The sequence below is a fragment of the Salinarimonas sp. genome (genome assembly GCF_040111675.1).
Lineage (GTDB): Bacteria > Pseudomonadota > Alphaproteobacteria > Rhizobiales > Beijerinckiaceae > Salinarimonas.
Genome location: NZ_CP157794.1, coordinates 1214882 through 1229787, shown reverse-complemented (window position 1 = coordinate 1229787; position 14906 = coordinate 1214882). Strand labels below are relative to the sequence as shown.

14 protein-coding genes are annotated in these 14906 nt (G+C 73.2%); 5 read left to right on the top strand and 9 right to left on the bottom strand.

The window, feature by feature from the left end; translation table 11 throughout:
* Nucleotides 1-178 precede the first annotated feature (178 nt).
* Together ABL310_RS05710 and ABL310_RS05705 are read left to right on the top strand one after the other, a co-directional pair.
* Complete coding sequence (locus ABL310_RS05710; RefSeq protein WP_349370729.1) at nucleotides 179-868, top strand: response regulator transcription factor; 690 nt, start codon at nucleotides 179-181, stop codon at nucleotides 866-868.
* Nucleotides 865-2256, top strand: a complete 1392-nt coding sequence (locus tag ABL310_RS05705) for a HAMP domain-containing sensor histidine kinase (protein WP_349370728.1) — start codon at nucleotides 865-867, stop codon at nucleotides 2254-2256. The genes ABL310_RS05710 and ABL310_RS05705 overlap by 4 nt, the downstream gene beginning before the upstream one ends.
* A 6-nt stretch (nucleotides 2257-2262) precedes the next feature.
* On the opposite strand, the gene ABL310_RS05700 is transcribed toward ABL310_RS05705, so the two are convergent.
* Nucleotides 2263-2472, bottom strand: a complete 210-nt coding sequence (locus ABL310_RS05700; RefSeq protein ID WP_349370727.1) for a hypothetical protein — start codon at nucleotides 2470-2472, stop codon at nucleotides 2263-2265.
* 261 nt (nucleotides 2473-2733) lie between these two features.
* Here ABL310_RS05700 and ABL310_RS05695 point away from each other — a divergent pair, with 261 nt between their 5' ends.
* On the top strand, nucleotides 2734-3942 hold the full coding sequence (locus ABL310_RS05695) for an IS256 family transposase (RefSeq protein WP_349367334.1): 1209 nt from the start codon (nucleotides 2734-2736) through the stop codon (nucleotides 3940-3942).
* 530 nt (nucleotides 3943-4472) lie between these two features.
* Here the strand turns inward: ABL310_RS05695 and ABL310_RS05690 are convergent.
* From ABL310_RS05690 to ABL310_RS05665, 6 genes are all read right to left on the bottom strand, one after another.
* Entirely contained in the window at nucleotides 4473-5954 is a 1482-nt protein-coding gene (locus ABL310_RS05690; RefSeq protein WP_349370726.1) for a DUF2793 domain-containing protein, read from the bottom strand.
* Between the two features lie 252 nt (nucleotides 5955-6206).
* Nucleotides 6207-10133 carry a glycoside hydrolase/phage tail family protein gene (locus ABL310_RS05685; protein WP_349370725.1) on the bottom strand — a complete coding sequence of 1309 codons (3927 nt, stop codon included), beginning with the start codon at nucleotides 10131-10133 and terminating at the stop codon, nucleotides 6207-6209.
* A gap of 400 nt (nucleotides 10134-10533) precedes the next feature.
* Nucleotides 10534-11040 carry a peptidase P60 gene (locus ABL310_RS05680; protein WP_349370724.1) on the bottom strand — a complete coding sequence of 169 codons (507 nt, stop codon included), beginning with the start codon at nucleotides 11038-11040 and terminating at the stop codon, nucleotides 10534-10536.
* On the bottom strand, nucleotides 11037-11909 hold the full coding sequence (locus ABL310_RS05675) for a DUF2163 domain-containing protein (RefSeq protein WP_349370723.1): 873 nt from the start codon (nucleotides 11907-11909) through the stop codon (nucleotides 11037-11039). The genes ABL310_RS05680 and ABL310_RS05675 overlap by 4 nt, the downstream gene beginning before the upstream one ends.
* A gap of 22 nt (nucleotides 11910-11931) precedes the next feature.
* Nucleotides 11932-12240 carry a type II toxin-antitoxin system RelE/ParE family toxin gene (locus ABL310_RS05670; protein WP_349370722.1) on the bottom strand — a complete coding sequence of 103 codons (309 nt, stop codon included), beginning with the start codon at nucleotides 12238-12240 and terminating at the stop codon, nucleotides 11932-11934.
* Complete coding sequence (locus ABL310_RS05665; protein ID WP_349370721.1) at nucleotides 12230-12514, bottom strand: type II toxin-antitoxin system ParD family antitoxin; 285 nt, start codon at nucleotides 12512-12514, stop codon at nucleotides 12230-12232. The genes ABL310_RS05670 and ABL310_RS05665 overlap by 11 nt, the downstream gene beginning before the upstream one ends.
* 444 nt (nucleotides 12515-12958) lie before the next feature.
* Between ABL310_RS05665 and ABL310_RS05660 the strand changes: the two genes are divergently transcribed.
* Nucleotides 12959-13315: a hypothetical protein gene (locus ABL310_RS05660; protein WP_349370720.1), complete on the top strand. Its 357-nt coding sequence runs from the start codon at nucleotides 12959-12961 to the stop codon at nucleotides 13313-13315.
* A 1-nt stretch (nucleotide 13316) separates the two neighbouring features.
* On the opposite strand, the gene ABL310_RS05655 is transcribed toward ABL310_RS05660, so the two are convergent.
* Nucleotides 13317-13952 (bottom strand): DUF2460 domain-containing protein, encoded by a 636-nt coding sequence (locus ABL310_RS05655; protein WP_349370719.1) that lies wholly within the window; start codon nucleotides 13950-13952, stop codon nucleotides 13317-13319.
* Between the two features lie 119 nt (nucleotides 13953-14071).
* Between ABL310_RS05655 and ABL310_RS05650 the strand changes: the two genes are divergently transcribed.
* Nucleotides 14072-14317: a DUF465 domain-containing protein gene (locus ABL310_RS05650; RefSeq protein WP_349370718.1), complete on the top strand. Its 246-nt coding sequence runs from the start codon at nucleotides 14072-14074 to the stop codon at nucleotides 14315-14317.
* Between the two features lie 2 nt (nucleotides 14318-14319).
* Here the strand turns inward: ABL310_RS05650 and ABL310_RS05645 are convergent, their stop codons facing one another.
* On the bottom strand, nucleotides 14320-14904 hold the full coding sequence (locus ABL310_RS05645; RefSeq protein WP_349370717.1) for a phage tail tape measure protein: 585 nt from the start codon (nucleotides 14902-14904) through the stop codon (nucleotides 14320-14322).
* Between the last annotated feature and the right edge of the window lie 2 nt (nucleotides 14905-14906).

Genomic DNA, 14906 nt, shown 5'->3' with positions numbered 1-14906 from the left:
CAGCCTTCAGGCTGCGTCGCGCGACATTCGCGTACCCCACTGTCGCGCGACGAGCGCGGCATGCGCGCTCGAGCCAGCGTCGCGGGTATGGGTCCCGGGTCCGCTTCGCGGCCCGGGATGACGGACCTCCACATGCCCCTCTCCCATCCGGGAGAGGCGTTCCTATCTGCCAGGGACCATGAAGATCCTCATCGTCGAAGACGACCGCGAGGCGGCGGCGTATCTGGCCAAGGGGCTGCGCGAGGCGGGGCACAGCGTCGACCAGGCCGAGACCGGGCTCGACGGCTACGCGCTCGCGGAGGCCGGCGAGCACGACGTGCTGATCGTCGACCGCATGCTGCCAAAGCTCGACGGGCTCTCGCTGATCCGCTCGCTACGCGAGCAGGGCGTGGCGACGCCGGTCCTCATCCTCTCGGCGCTCGGCCAGGTGGACGACCGGGTCAAGGGCCTGCGGGCGGGCGGCGACGACTACCTGCCCAAGCCCTACGCCTTCTCCGAGCTCCTCGCCCGCATCGAGGTGCTGGCGCGCCGGCGCGGCGGGCCGGCGCCCGCAGCCGAGCCGACCGTCTACCGCATCGGCGATCTCGAGCTCGACCGCCTCGCCCGGCGCGTGACCCGTGCGGGCCAAGAGATCGAGCTGCAGCCGCGCGAGTTCCGGCTGCTCGAATACCTGATGGCGAACGCCGGGCGCGTCGTCACGCGGACGATGCTGCTCGAGCACGTCTGGGACTATCATTTCGACCCGCAGACCAACGTCATCGACGTCCACGTCTCGCGGCTGCGCGCCAAGGTCGACAAGGGTTTCGAGCCGCCGCTGATCCAGACCGTGCGCGGGGCGGGATACCGGCTGCGCGGGGCGGCGGAGTGAGGGCGCTCGGCAAGCTCCTGCGCACGACGGCGTTCAAGCTGTCGCTGTTCTATCTCGGGATCTTCGCGCTCTCGATCGTGCTGGCGCTGGGCTACGTCGCGTGGAGCGCCGAGCGGATCATGACGCGGGGCATGGTGGAGACGATCGAGGCGGAGATCGCCGAGCTCGAGCTCGTCTATCGGCGCGGGGGGCTGCGGCGGCTCTACGGCGCGGTGGAGCGGCGCGCGCAGACGCCGGGCGCCTCCGTCTACCTGTTCACGACGCCGCTCGGCGAGCGCATCACCGGCAACGTCGTCTCGGTCTCGCCCGGGGCCCTCGACGATCCGGGCCAGCGCGTCATCGAGTACGGCCGCATCGCCGCCGAGGACGACGGGGGGGTCGCGGTGCACCGGGCGCTGGTGCGGGTGTTCGTGCTGCCGGGGGGATTTCGCCTGCTGGTCGGGCGGGACATGGGCGAGCGCGACCGGCTCGTCGAGGCGATCCGGGGCGCCTTCGGCTGGTCGCTGCTGGTCCTCGTCGCGCTCGGCTTCGTCGGCGGCTGGCTCGTCTCGAAGCGCGTGCTCGGCCGCATCGAGGCGATGACGGCGACGACGCGCACGATCATGGGCGGCGACCTCTCGGGCCGGCTCGCGGTGGGACCGTCGGGGGACGAGCTCGATCGGCTGGCGGAGAACCTCAACGCCATGCTCGACCGGATCGGGGAATTGATGGAGGGGATGCGCCAGGTCTCGGACAACATCGCCCACGACCTGAAGAGCCCGCTGGCGCGCCTGCGCGCCCGCGCCGACGAGGCGCTGCGCACGGCGGAGTCGCCGCAGGCCCTGCGCGAGGCGCTGGAGCGGACGATCGCGGAGACCGACGACATCATCCGCGTGTTCAACGCGCTCCTGATGATCGCGCGGCTGGAGGCCGGCAACGCGGAGGCGCCGCTCGCGCGCATCGACGCGGCCGAGATCGCGCGGGGCGTGGGCGAGCTCTACGAGGCGGCCGCCGAGGAGGCGGGCGTGCCGCTCGTCCGCGACGTCGCGGCCTCGCTCCCGATGGACGGCTCGCGCGAGCTCCTGGGGCAGGCGCTCGCGAACCTCCTCGACAACGCCCTGAAATACGCCGCCGAAGCCGCCCCCGGCGCGGCCGTGACGCTGGAGGCGCGGCGCGTCGGGGGCGAGGTTCTGATCGCGGTCGCGGATCGCGGGCCGGGCATTCCCGAGGCGGAGCGCGCGCGCGTGCTCGAGCGCTTCGTGCGGCTCGAGACGGCGCGCACGCGCCCCGGCTTCGGGCTCGGCCTCTCCCTCGTCGCCGCGGTGGCGCGGCTCCACGGGGGAACGCTGAGCCTCCTCGACGCCGGGCCGGGCCTGCGCGCGGAATTGCGCCTGCCGGCCGCGGCGTGAGGCGCGTCAGCCGCGCAGGCGGCGCGTCGCCACCACGCGGAACACGCTCGAGGCGACGAAGCTCGCCGCCGCGACGAGCGTCGCGCCGGCCTCGACGAGGCGCTCCTGGTCGAGGCTCGCCGTGTCGAAGCCCGCGAGCGGCAGGACGAGCGCCGCGAGGCCGACGAGGTTCGCCCAGACGGTGCGGCTGGCGAGGGGGGTCTTGGTCTCGGTCATCGGGGTGGTGTCTCCTTCGGCTGGAGGGGCGCGCGCGAGAAACGGCGCGCGCTCGCGCCCCGGCCGCGAGGGCGGCCGGGGGTGCGAGGGGGATCGGAGGTGGGCGGGGGCGGGGACGGCGTGCGCGGCTCTACCCGATCAGCGCCGCACGCGCGTTCTTTTGGTCGCGTACTGTGTCTTCTGCAAAAATCCGATGCTAAGATCGGCGGTCATGGCACGCTGGTGATGTCTGAAGTCACCGACCCCTGGAGGGTGCATGCCATGACCGGAGAGAAGGGTAAGTCCGTCACGTTGGATGTCCAGGCGCTGCTGTCGCGGGACGAGGATTATCTGCCGCGGATGGTTCAAGCGATCGTGGAGGCGACGCTGGAGGCGGAGATGACGGCGGTGCTGAACGCGGAGAAGAGCGAGCGGACGGAGGGGCGCCGGGGCTACCGTGCGGGCTACTACACGCGCTCGCTGGTGACGCGGGTCGGGACGCTGGAGCTGCGGGTGCCGCAGGATCGGCACGGGCTGTTCTCGACGCAGCTGTTCGAGCGCTACCAGCGCTCGGAGAAGGCGCTGGTGGGCGCGCTGGCGCAGATGTACGTGCAGGGGGTCTCGACGCGCAAGGTCAAGGCGATCACCGAGGAGCTGTGCGGACACTCCTTCTCGGCCTCGGCGATCAGCGCGATCAACAAGCGTATGGACGCGGAGCTGGAGGCGTTCGCGCGCCGGCCGCTGACGGAGGCCTATCCCTACCTGATCCTGGACGCGCGCTACGAGAAGGTCCGCGAGATCGGGATCCAGAGCCGGGCCGTGCTGGTCGCGATCGGGATCGACGGGGAGGGGCGGCGCAACGTGCTGGGCGTCGAGCTCGCCAACCGGGAGAGCCGCTCGAGCTGGCGGGACTTCCTGCTCGGGCTGAAGGCGCGGGGGCTGTCGGGCGTGGAGTTCGTGGTCTCGGACGATCACGAGGGGCTCAAGCGCGCGGTGACGGAGACGCTCACCGACGCGGCCTGGCAACGCTGCTACGTGCACTTCCTGCGTAACGCTCTCGACCACGTGCCGCGCAAGCACGACGACGACTGCCTGCAGGAGCTGCGCTGGTTCTACGACCGGCGCGACCTCGCCGAGGTCCGCCAGGATCTCGCCCGCTGGCTGAACAAGTGGCAGGACAAGTACCCGAAGCTGACGCAGTGGGTCGAGGACAACGTCGAGGAGACGCTGACCTTCTACCGGCTGCCGCGCCAGCACCATAAGCATCTGAAGTCCACGAACATGCTCGAGCGCTTCAACCAGGAGATCAAGCGCCGCACGACGGTGGTGCGCATCTTCCCCGACGACGCGGCCTGCCTGCGCCTCGTCCGCGCGCTGGCGGTCGAGATCCACGAAAACTGGCTGGAGGGCACGCGCTACCTCAACATGAGCCACCTGGCCGAGCACAAGAAGGAACAGATGCGGCAGCTGGACCGCGCAGAAGCCGCCTAACGGCGGCTGGGGCGGGGCGAGCGCCCTGCTATTGAGGAGCCAGCGCTCGCCCCGCCCCCGAACCCCACCGGCGCGCCAAACCGCCACGCTTTTGCAGAAAACACTGGACGTAACTGTTCTTTTCCTTCGTGGACCATGCTCGCCCGCGCGCCGAACCCTTTCCTTCCCTGTAGGGGAAGGTGTCGCCGCGCGAAGCGCGGTGACGGATGGGGCGCGCGGAACGCGCGTTCGGCGAAGCCGAAACAGGGCGGTGGAGCGTGACGGCCGCCGGCGATGTTCCGCTGCGCGGAACGCGTCGCTTCGCGCCGCGCCCCATCCGTCTCGGCTTCGCCGAGCCACCTTCCCCTACAGGGAAGGAAAGCGTCGGTCGTCTGCCCTGCGCGCCGCACAGGGTAGGCCGACGGCGTACTGCCCCGGCTGAAGCCTACGGCGGACTTCAGCACGAGGACGAAGGATGCATTGGCGGGGGTGCGCGAGGCATAGCTTCCTCTCGGGATATCGGTCGGCGCCTCGCGCCACGGCGCGCGCCCTCACAGCTCCGCGTCGAAGGGCAGCCGCCCGGAGCCGTAGGCGCGCCATTGTCCGGCGCGGCCGCGGGGGGTGACGATGCCGGTGGAGAGGCGGAAGCGGGCGGTCTCGCGGCCGGCCTCCAGGAACTCGAGCAGGGTGAGCGTGCGCTCGGCCCAGCCGGTGTCGTCGTCCACCGCCAGCGCGAAGTCGCCGGCGCCGGAGGGGATGCAGGCCGGGGCGGCGCGCATGGCGACGGGGAAGGCGATCAGCGCCTGGTGGTGGGTGTCGTCGAGGCCGGCGGTCGGGGCGATGGAGCGGTTCGTGGCGTCGAGACCGCCCATCCAGAAATAGCGCCGGCACAGCGTCTCCTCGAGGCCGGGCGGGCGGCGCTCGAAGGCGCTGGGCGAGGCGCCGGCCTCGAGCTGCACCTGCCGGAAGGTGGTCTCGCTCGCGGCCTCGATGCGCACGGTGACGTCGCCCACGGCCTCCCAGGGCACCTGCAGCGTCGCCGCGCGCCGCCCCGCGCCGGCGGGGATCGTGCCGCTCGCGAAGACGGTGTCGGCGCCGACGGAGACCGAGAGCGGGCCGGACGGATCGGAGACCGAGAGCGTCACCGTCTCGCCACGCAAATCGGGGCTCTCGATCACCTGCTCGACGAGGCCCGTGAGGGTGAGCGTGCCCTCCCAGGCCCGCGACAGCGTCGCCCCGGCAGCGCCCGCCTTCCAGCGGTCGAAGCCGTAGGCGCCGGCGGCGAGGGCGCCGCCGGCGAAGCCGCGCTGGTTCACGGCGAAGGTCGGGTTGATCAGGAGGTTGCGCCAGCCAGCGCCGAGCCCCGGCAGGCCCGAGGGGAAGCTCGCCTCCCCCGTCGCCGCCGCGATGCGCAACCCGTCGCGCCAGGTGGCGCCGTCGGCGGAGACGCGGATGCGGAAATCGTCGTCGCCGATCAGGCCGGTCTCGGCGCGGCCGGAGAAGCCCGCCTGATAGAGCTGCGAGACGGTGCCCGCCGCGCCCTCCTTGTCGAGCACGAAACGCAGATCGCCGCTGCCGCCCTCCGCGGCCCGGAGCGCCGTGAAGAGCGCGGCGTTCAGCTTCGCGGCGAGCCGGTTCGTCGCGTCGGGCGCGGTGCCGATGCCGAGCTGGGGCAGCTCGACCGGGTCGGGCACGAAATCGCCGATGGGCCGCCAGGCGGCGCCGTCGTGCACCAGCACCGCGTCCGCCGCGGCGTCGTAGAGCCGCCAGCCGGCCTGCGGGGCGAGGAAGCGCCAGGCGCCGGCGTCGAAGAGCGCGATCCGCCCGGCCTGGCCGGCGAAGGCGCCCGTCGGCGCGGGATCGACCAGGAGCCGCATGCCCTCCGCGGGCTCGGCGGGCGCGTCGGCCGCCGTGCCTGCGACCGCGAGGTGGACGAGCGCGTCGAGCAGCGCCAGCGCCTCGTTGTGGGTGACGTGCTTCATCGCCTGCGCCGCCGCGATCAGCGGCAGCGCGAGATGGTTCGTGGTGGTCATGGGAGGGCCTCGTTGGTTGATGACTCGCGCCGCCCCTCGTCCTTCCCTGTAGGGGAAGGTGGCGCGCCGCCGCAGGCGGCGTGACGGATGGGGCGCGCCGAAAGGCGCGTCGGCGAAGCCGAGCTTTCGGTAGAGATCGGGGCTACGGGCCACTTCGGCTTCGCCGAACGCGTCGCTCCCGCGCCGCGCCCCATCCGTCTCGGCTTCGCCGAGCCACCTTCCCCTACAAGGAAGGAGGAGGAGGGCGCCCCGCTATCGCACCGTCACCGTCGCGGTGGTCGCGGCGCCGGGGCCGACGAGGGCGCTGTCCTGGGCGATGCGGAGCGTGAGCGCGGCCTGCGGCGCGCCGAAATCGGCGAGCTCGTCGGCGGCGGGGTAGAGGACGCTCGGCGTCGCGGCGGCGAGCGTGCGCAGGACCGCGCCGCCGGGGGCGAGGATCTCGACGCGGTAGGCCTCCGAGGCCTCGCCCAGCGGCACGTCGACGACGTCCCACGCGTCGGCGTCGAGGCGCGAGCGGCGGGTCCAGGCGAGGACGACGCCCTCCCCCGTGCGCCGCGCCGCCGGGTGGACCGGCGCGAGCGGGAGGAGCGCCGACGGCCCGGCGGTGGCGGTGATCTCGACCACCGCCTCGTCGGCATGGTCGCGATCGGCGGGGCCGATGCGCCAGCGCCAGGTCCGGCCGAGATCGCCGGCGGCCCGCGTCAGCGGCACCAGCGTCTCGTCGAGGCGCACCAGCGCGCTGCCGGCGGGGAAGCCAGCCGCGGCCGCCGCCTCCGAGCCGCCGAGCCCGCGCAGGAGCCGCGAGAGCCGGTAGGTGCGCTCCCCGATCAGCTCGGCCGCGCCCACGCCGACGATCTCGAGCGTCCCGTCCGGCGCGCGCAGGGCGAAGCGGTTGGCGCCGTCGAAAAGCGCCTCGTCCGAGACGCCGGCGACGGCGCCGGAGGCGAGGCGCACGTCCACCGTCCCGGCGGGGTCGATGCGCCAGAGCGGCCCCGGCGCGAGCGGGGTGAGGGTCTGGCCGACCTGCGCCGGCACGTCCGCCACGGCGTGAACCGCGAACGAGGCGCCCTCCCCCGCCCGCCACACCGCCATGGCCCCGGGCCAGGGCGCGGCGTGGATCGCCGCGAAGGAGAGGACCGTCGGGTCGCCGAGGGCGAGGGGCAGGTCGAGGACGAGCACGAAGGGCCGCCCGAAGGTCGCGGGCGCGGCGCGCGCGGCGAGAACGCCCTTCGGCGCGGGCGCGGCGAAGAGCGTCGGCTCGACGGCGCGCGCCTCGATGCGCCGCGCCTCGGCGTCGACGATCCGGGTGATCCGGTAGAGCCCGCCGCCGGGCGCGGCGATCACGTCGCCGGGCTCGAGATCGACGCGCCGCGGCGAGAGCGCCAGCGACAGGCTCTCGCGGCCGGACCAGGCGTCCTGCAGCACCACGTCGGCGAGGAGCCGCGCCTGCGCCCGGCGCAGCACGGCCGCGGTCTCGGCGCGGGCGAGGCGCCGCGCCCCGCCGGCGAGCCGGCGCGAGGCGATCGCGGCGCGGCGATACTCGCCGGCGGCGTCGACGAAGGCGATCTCGACCTCGGCCGGGAGGTCGGTCTCCTGCGCGCGGGTGCGCCGCTCGAGCGGGCCCTCCCCGGCCTCGACGCGATCCTCCGCGGCGATCGGCACGGCGGGCCGCACGCCGCGGCCGATGAAGGCGAGCGCGCCGTCGCGCGCCACGGCGTCGACGCCGAAGAGGCGCAGGAGCGGCTCCAGCGCCTCGCGGGCCGACATCGGGCGGTCGATCACGTAGCCGTCGAGGAAGCCGTCGCACGCGGTCTCGACGGTGAGGTCGACCCCGTGCGCGGCGAGGACGCGGCGGATCAGCTCGTCGAGGGGCAGGCCCTCGAGCCGGCCGTTGAGCCAGTGCCCGGTCTCGTGGTTGCCCCCGTCCGACCAGACGCTCGCGAGGTCCGGCCAGGCCGGAAAGGGCCGCGCGTCGAAGGCCCAGACAGCCATCCGGTCCGGGTCGATCATCGGCCCGCCGTAGAGCGGCGAGATCGGGTTGTGCGCCGGGTCGTGGCCGACGATGCGCGGGTCGAAGCGGCGCATCAGGGCGCCGAGCCCGCGGGCCTGGGCGAGGTCGTCGCGCGCGCCCGACGAGAAGGGCGGAAAGGCGCTCTCCGACGACTTGGCGTCGGGGAAGACGTTGGGCCCGTTCGGCCCCTTGTCGACGGCGGGGATGCCGATCTCGGTGAGCCAGATGGGCTTTCCCCGCGGCACGAAGGCCGTCTGCCCCACGGGCGCGCCGCCGACGCGCTCCACGTGCGGGCTCGACCACCAGCCCACCAGATCCTTGCGGCGGAAGGCGAAATCCTCGCTCTGCGGGTCCGCGATGGGGGTGCGCGCCTGCGCGGCCCGGGCCGAATCGTCGGCGTAGAACCAGTCGAAGGCCTCGCCGGCGCCGAGGCGGCGGTGGAGGTAGTCCGGGTCGAGCCCGCTCCGGGCCTCCGCCTGGTCGAGATGGCTCGCCTCGTCGCGCCAGTCGGAGATCGGGGGGTAGTAGTCGATGCCGATGGCGTCGATCGCCGGGTGCGCCCAGAGCGGATCGAGGGGGAAGCGCAGCTCCTGGCCGCCGTCGCGAACGTGCGCGCCGTACTCGGTCCAGTCCGCCGCGTAGGTGATCCTCGTCGCGGGCCCGAGCAGCGCGCGCGCCTCGGCCGCCAGCAGGCAGAGCTGCTCGACGGCGGGGTAGACGCCCGGGCCGGCGCGCACCCGCGTCAGCGCCGGCAGCTCCGTGCCGATGACGAAGCCGTCGACCCCGCCCGCCGCCTGGGCGAGCGCCGCGCAATGGAGGATCTGGCGGCGGAAGCTCCATTCCGCCGGGCCGCCATACGAGACGCCGTCGCCGACGGGGGTGAAGTGCCCGGCGCTCGCCGTACCGAAGAACGCCGCCACCTGCGCCGCCGCGGCGCTCGTGCCGTCCGGCGAGCCGGGGCGGTCGGCCGCGGGATCGCAGGTGATGCGCCCGCGCCAAGGGTAGGCCGGCTGGCCCGCCGCGCCCGTATAGGGGTCGGGCAGCGCGTTGCCGGCGGGGACGTCCATCATCTGGAAGGGATAGAGCGTGACGGAGAGGCCGCGCTCCTTCAGGTGCCGGATCAGCCGCACCACGCTCGCGTCCGACGGCGTGCCGCCATAGGCCGGCAGGCCGTTCGCGCTGGAGACGATCCGCGCGTCCCCGCGCGCGAGCCCGGAGACGGACCAGGTGGCCCCCTCCGTGGTCTTGTCCGCCACCTCGACCCGCGGGGCGATCGTGCAGGAGCCGACGCGCAGGTCGTCGCCGAACCAGCTGACCACGAGGAAGACGTGGGTTAGGTTCGGGCACAGCGCCTGCAGCTGGTCGAGGGAGGCGAGAACGTCGCTCGGCGCCTGGAGCTGGTGGCGGTTCTGCGGCTGCGAGGCGCCCATGCCCAGCGCCGCGCGCACCGGCGCGGGCTCGTAGCCGAACTCGGTCGCGCCGGGGATCAGGCACACGGCCCGGATCGCCTCGCCGAGCGCGCCCCCGCCGCGCACCACCTCGAAGGCGAATTGCGGCACGCGGTTGGAGAACGGCTCCAGCGGCAGGCGCTCGAACACGACGTAGGCGAGGCCGCGATAGGCGGGGGCGATCCCCTCCTTGGCGACGATCAGGGGATCGGGCGCCTGCGTCTCGTCGCCGCGATGGACCCGCATGGCGATCGTCGAGAGATCGAGCTCGCGCCCGTCGGCCCAGACCCGGCGCACGAAGGCGATGGGGCCCTCGCACAGGCCGATCGCCAGGTTGGCGTAGTAATGGTAGGTCGTCGTGGTGGTGGTCTGCGCCCGCGCCCGGCCGCCGCCGCCCTTGCCGCCGCGGCGGGGCTCGCGCTGGACGGTGACGCGGGTCTCCTCCTCGAAGCGCGTCGCCCAGATCACCTGGCCGCCGAGCCGCACCCGGCCGAAGGCGCGCGGGATCGGCGCGCCCTCGGTGGAGGCGAGCCCCGACATCTCGGTGAGCCGCGGGCCCTCGAAGGCGCGCGTCCCCCCGCTCGCGGTGGAGGACAGGAGCGCGCTGTCGAGCGCCGCGCCGGCGAGCCCGCCGATCGCCCGCCCGACCATCGCGCCGAACGGACCGCCGATCATCCCGCCGACGGCCGCGCCGGCGGTTTGCAGGACGAGTGTGGCCATGGCTGTGTCCTCGGATGCGAGAAGGCGCGACGCCGCCGTCTCCCCGCAGGAGAGGCGGGCCGCGACAAGCGATGAAGCGCGCGACGGAATCCCCCTCTCCCGGGAGTCGGCGGGCGCGCCGAACACTTTCCTTCCCTGTAGGGGAAGGTGTCGCCGCGCGAAGCGCGGTGACGGATGGGGCGCGCGGCACGCGCGTTCGGCGAAGCCGAAATCGACGGGCGCGACCGCCGGCCAACGGAGCACTTCCGCTTCGCGGAACGCGTCGCTCGCGCCGCGCCCCATCCGTCTCGGCTTCGCCGAGCCACCTTCCCCTACAGGGAAGGAAAAGTGGTACGCCGGTCCGGCACGCTCCGCAGCGTCGCCCTGTCGGCGCAGGAGACATGTGAATCGCCTGACCTCGTCAGTCCGTCGGCGCCCGCCGGCTCCTCCCCTCCGGGCCGCTCGCGCGGCCCACCTCCCCTGCGGGGAGATGGCGGCGCGCCGCATCGGGAAACCCGAACACTCCCGCGATGCGCCGCCTCCAGAACGGCGGGATCGTCACCTCGCAGACGCTCGCGCCGTCGTGGGCGTGGACCATGGTCGTGGCCGAGGTGGCGATGGCGCAATGCTTGGCGGGGAGGTTCGGGCGCCAGCGGAAGAGGAGGACGCGGCCCGGCGCGACGCCGTGGGCCGGGACGAGCCAGCGGGTCGCGGCGCGCATCAGCGCGTCGTCCGGGCTCGCCTCCGCCCAGTCCGGCGCGTAGGGGCCCGGCGCCTGCGGCTCCGCGCCGATCACCGCGCGCCAGACGCCGCGCAGGAGGCCGAGGCAGTCGCAGCCCACCCCCTTCAGCGAGGCCTGGTGGGCGTAGGGCGTGCCGATCCAGGCGCGGGCTTCCGCAACGACGCGGCTGTCGAGATCCGGGCTCATCGGAACAGGCTCCCGCCGTCGAGGCCGGGCTCGCCCTGCCGCGGCAGGCGCAGGACGAAATCGTTGCCGGGCATGTGGGGAAAGCCGCGGAAATTGTCGGTGTTGGCGAACTTCGTGCGGCAGGTCTCGAAGGACTTGTCGCAGCCGGGCGTCACCGTGAAGGCGTCGCCGATCGCGATCGCGCGCGGCGCGCGCCGCCACAGGTCGAGCACCCCGCCGGGGCGATGGGCGCGCACCTCGATCGCGACGCCCGCATTCGCGCCCGAGGTGAAGACGAGCCGGCCGTGGGCGAAATGCTCCGGCGCCTGGCCGGCGAGCGCCGCGGCCGTGACCGAGAGCGCGCCGTCGGTGGCGTCCACGCTCGCGGGGACCGGCGGGGCGTTCGCCTTGCAGCGCGCGTCCCCGAGATCGGCCGAGCAGGTGGCGCGGTAGAGCCGGCCTCGCTCCTCGTCGAGCCGGTGCATCGGCCCGCGCAGCTCGGCGACGAAGGCGCCGTCGGCGCGCTTGACCTCGCCGATCGCGGCGACCTCGAGCCGCAGGCGGTTCTGCGGCGCCTCCCAGTCGACCAGGAAGACCTCGACGCGGGCGTCGTCCCACAGCCCGGCGAGGAGGTCCTCCTCGGTGAGCCCGGCCGAGACGAGGGCGCCGGCGACCTCGCCGCCGCCCACCGCGAAGCCGAGCTCGGAGGCGGCCTCCGCCGCCTCGAGCCCGGTCGCGGCGCGGAAGGTCGTGTCCTCGAAGGCGAGGTCGCGGTCGTGATCGGTGAAGCCGAGGACGATTCCGTCGGCCCGCGTCACGCGCCAGCAGCGCGCGAGCGTCGTCGCCCCGCCGCTCAGGCGAGCGGCGAGATCGGGGGGGATGGTGCGCATGGGGGGTGCTCCGATCCTCGGATCAGCGCTTTCGCAGGATCCGTTCGTAATCGCGGCCGCGATAGAAGACGCGGACGATCGTGACTGTCTCGGCCTCGATGCGAAAGGACACGACGCAGCTCCGGTCGACCGGGGCGACGCGGAGCCCCGGCCTCAGATCGGCTCGTGGCCGACCGCGTTCCGGGAAGGTCGCGAGGCCGATGCAGAACGCACGAATTCGGCGAACGTAGGCGATGGCGATCGTGGGTTCGCCACGGCGCTCGCAAATGTACTCGTAGAGTCGTTCGAGATCTCGCTCTGCCGTGGGCCTGAACGCGACGCTACGAGCCATCTCGGCGAGCCGCCATGTCGGCGGCGTATCTGCGCTCGAGACGGTCGAAGACCTCGTCTCCCGGCACCGACGGGCTCGGGTCGTCGAGCGACTCGGCGATCGCGTCGGCGAGCCAATCGTCGTCCTCGGCCCGTTGCCGCTCCCGCTGCTCCAGGAGCGCCAGGGCGGCGCGCACGACGTCGGAGGCGTTCGCGAAGCGCCCCTCGGCGATCTGCCGCGTGATGAAACGCTCGTAATGGTCGCCGAGATCGAGCTCCGGCAAGACCGTCTCCATGGCTGCGCGCATCCCCAACCCCTTCAGAACCGGCGACCCGTGTCAAGGTTCGGCGAGCACGGGACCTTCTCGTAGGGCGCCACGTGCCGCGCCATGTCTTCTCTCGACGACGATATTTCGGAACCCGCAGATTAGTCGATGGCCGACGCCTCCACAAGCCAGATTGCTGATCCGCAAGCAAAGCATCTATAGGTTAAGCCACGGTCTCCACCAGCGGTATCTTCGGCGCCATCCCGGCCGCGCAGGCCTGGAGGTCGATCTCCGGCGTCCTTTTCGAAAGCGAGGTCGCAGTCGTGATCGGTGCAGCCGATCGCGCCTTACAGGTTGAAAGTCAGGCGACTCGACCGAGAATAGCAAATTAACTGAATACAAGAAGGCTCATCGACTATAGGGTGTGGAAAGTCCGCCTACCGTTGCGGACGGCGATCCACAGGCGGACGGGACATGACGTTTTCTCTCAACCAAAGCTACACGGGCCACGGCGTTCCGTCGGGCAATACCGGCTTCTTGACGCTGGCGGGCCAGAGCACCGGCGGCACGACCTTGACGGGCAGCATCACGTGGACGACCGCGGGAGGCCAGAAGACGGCGAACCTCGAGGGCGTCTGGCTGGCCGATCCCAACGATTCGAACGCCCTCTACATCGCGCTCTCGGGCCAATGCAGCAACCAGACGGGCACGATGTCGGTGACGGGCTACACCGAAAGCAGCTACCTCAACCTGACCGTCGCCTACGCCGTCGCCCTGCCGGGCAAGGCGCATGACGGCGCCTGCGAGGTGGCCCACTTCACCCCGACCTGAGTCACGCAACGATCTCCACCAGCGGGATCTCCGGCACCGCGCCCGCCGCGAACGCGGCGAGGTCGATCTCGAGCGCGTCGGTGTCGAAGCGCGCCGGCGTGTCGAAGGCGAAGCCCGCGCTCACCGCCGCGCCCGGCGGCGGCGGCGTCGCGAGCGTGACGATCCCGGTCGTCGCGTCGACGGAGAAGCCGACGCTCTCCGCCAGAGCGACGCCGTCCACCGCGACGAGGACGCTCCCCGCCACCGGCTTGGCGATGGTGCGCAGATAGGGCAGGTGCGCGCCGCCATAGGTCTTCGTCAGCTGGAAGGCGATGCGCGCGCCGTCCCCGATCCCGATCGCCTGGTCCGTCGCGGCGGGCTCCGCGGAGGGGGCGGAGCTCTTCCAGTCGGTACGGTCGTGCAGGCGAAAGCCGATCAGCCGGCCCCGCCGCTCCTCGAAGAAGGCGATCACCGCGTCGAGCGCGTCGAGCGTGCGCACGCCGAGCCCCGCCTCCCAGCGCCGGCGCGAATGCGCCCAGCGCGCGTTGCGGTGCTCGCGGCCCGAGGCGAGCGTGACGATCTCTGTGCGCCGCGTCGGCCCGCCGCGGCTGCCGAGCGCCACGTCGAGCGGAAAGCGCACCTCGTGGAAATCCTGCATCGTCGTCTCCCGAACGCGGATGGTTTGACCTCGCGCAAAGCGCCGGCGACCGCGCTTGCGGCAGGGTGACGCCAGACGGTCGCAGCGGCGGCCGATCGCACGAGAAGGAAGGAAGCACGATGAGCCATGTCCCCCACGAGCTCGCCGAGGAGTTCCCCGAGGCCGTGGAGCAGATCCACGACCTGAAGACCTCGAACGCGCATTTCGCGCGGCTCGCCGACGAGTATCATGAGCTCAACCGGCAGATTCACCGCATCGAGACCCGGGTCGAGCCGGCCTCCGAGGAGGTGGAGCAGGACCTGCGCCGCAAGCGCCTCGTGCTCAAGGACGAGATCGCGGCGATGCTCTCGGCCGCCGCGGCCTGAGGTCAGAGCGCGCGCCGCCCACGCGACACCGCGCGGGCGAGCGCCGCGGCGACCTGCGCCTCGGAGCGGCGGAAGCTCTCCGCATCCGGCGTGTTGATCGTCACGTTGATCGTCGGCGCGCGACCCCCGCTGGCGCCGGCGCGCACGCCGAGCCGCCCGTCCGGCCCACGCGCCAGCGGCAGGATCGCCTCCGCCCCGCGCTCGCCCATCAGGCCGAGCCCGCCGCCGAGCGGAAAGTAGGTCGGCGCGGCCACCACCCCGCCCTTGGCGAAGGGCCGCACCGGCGGCAGCGGCGGGAAGGCCGTCCCCGGGCCCGGGTGGAAGATCCCGCCGATGAGCCGCGAGACGCCGCCGGACAGGGCCTGCTGCAGCGGCGAGAGCGCCGCCTTGAGGCCGATGTCGACGAGCGAGCGGCCCATCTGCCGCAGCATGTCGTCGAAGCGCCGTCCCTCGGACACGCCGCGCGCGAAGGTCGACGCGAAGCTCGCGCCGAGCCGTTCGGTGAGCTGGGTGAGGCGCGCGATCTCCTGCGCGCGCTCGGCCGGCATCAGGGGGCCGGTGAAGGGGTTCTCGCTCTCGCCGAACATCG

Coding starts and splice junctions, on each gene's coding strand:
- ABL310_RS05710 (WP_349370729.1), top strand. CDS start 179: ATGAAGATCCTCATCGTCGAAGACGACCGCGAGGCGGCGGCGTATCTG.
- ABL310_RS05700 (WP_349370727.1), bottom strand. CDS start 2,472: ATGACCGAGACCAAGACCCCCCTCGCCAGCCGCACCGTCTGGGCGAAC.
- ABL310_RS05695 (WP_349367334.1), top strand. CDS start 2,734: ATGACCGGAGAGAAGGGTAAGTCCGTCACGTTGGATGTCCAGGCGCTG.
- ABL310_RS05690 (WP_349370726.1), bottom strand. CDS start 5,954: ATGACCACCACGAACCATCTCGCGCTGCCGCTGATCGCGGCGGCGCAG.
- ABL310_RS05685 (WP_349370725.1), bottom strand. CDS start 10,133: ATGGCCACACTCGTCCTGCAAACCGCCGGCGCGGCCGTCGGCGGGATG.
- ABL310_RS05680 (WP_349370724.1), bottom strand. CDS start 11,040: ATGAGCCCGGATCTCGACAGCCGCGTCGTTGCGGAAGCCCGCGCCTGG.
- ABL310_RS05675 (WP_349370723.1), bottom strand. CDS start 11,909: ATGCGCACCATCCCCCCCGATCTCGCCGCTCGCCTGAGCGGCGGGGCG.
- ABL310_RS05670 (WP_349370722.1), bottom strand. CDS start 12,240: ATGGCTCGTAGCGTCGCGTTCAGGCCCACGGCAGAGCGAGATCTCGAA.
- ABL310_RS05665 (WP_349370721.1), bottom strand. CDS start 12,514: ATGGAGACGGTCTTGCCGGAGCTCGATCTCGGCGACCATTACGAGCGT.
- ABL310_RS05660 (WP_349370720.1), top strand. CDS start 12,959: ATGACGTTTTCTCTCAACCAAAGCTACACGGGCCACGGCGTTCCGTCG.
- ABL310_RS05655 (WP_349370719.1), bottom strand. CDS start 13,952: ATGCAGGATTTCCACGAGGTGCGCTTTCCGCTCGACGTGGCGCTCGGC.
- ABL310_RS05650 (WP_349370718.1), top strand. CDS start 14,072: ATGAGCCATGTCCCCCACGAGCTCGCCGAGGAGTTCCCCGAGGCCGTG.
- ABL310_RS05645 (WP_349370717.1), bottom strand. CDS start 14,904: ATGTTCGGCGAGAGCGAGAACCCCTTCACCGGCCCCCTGATGCCGGCC.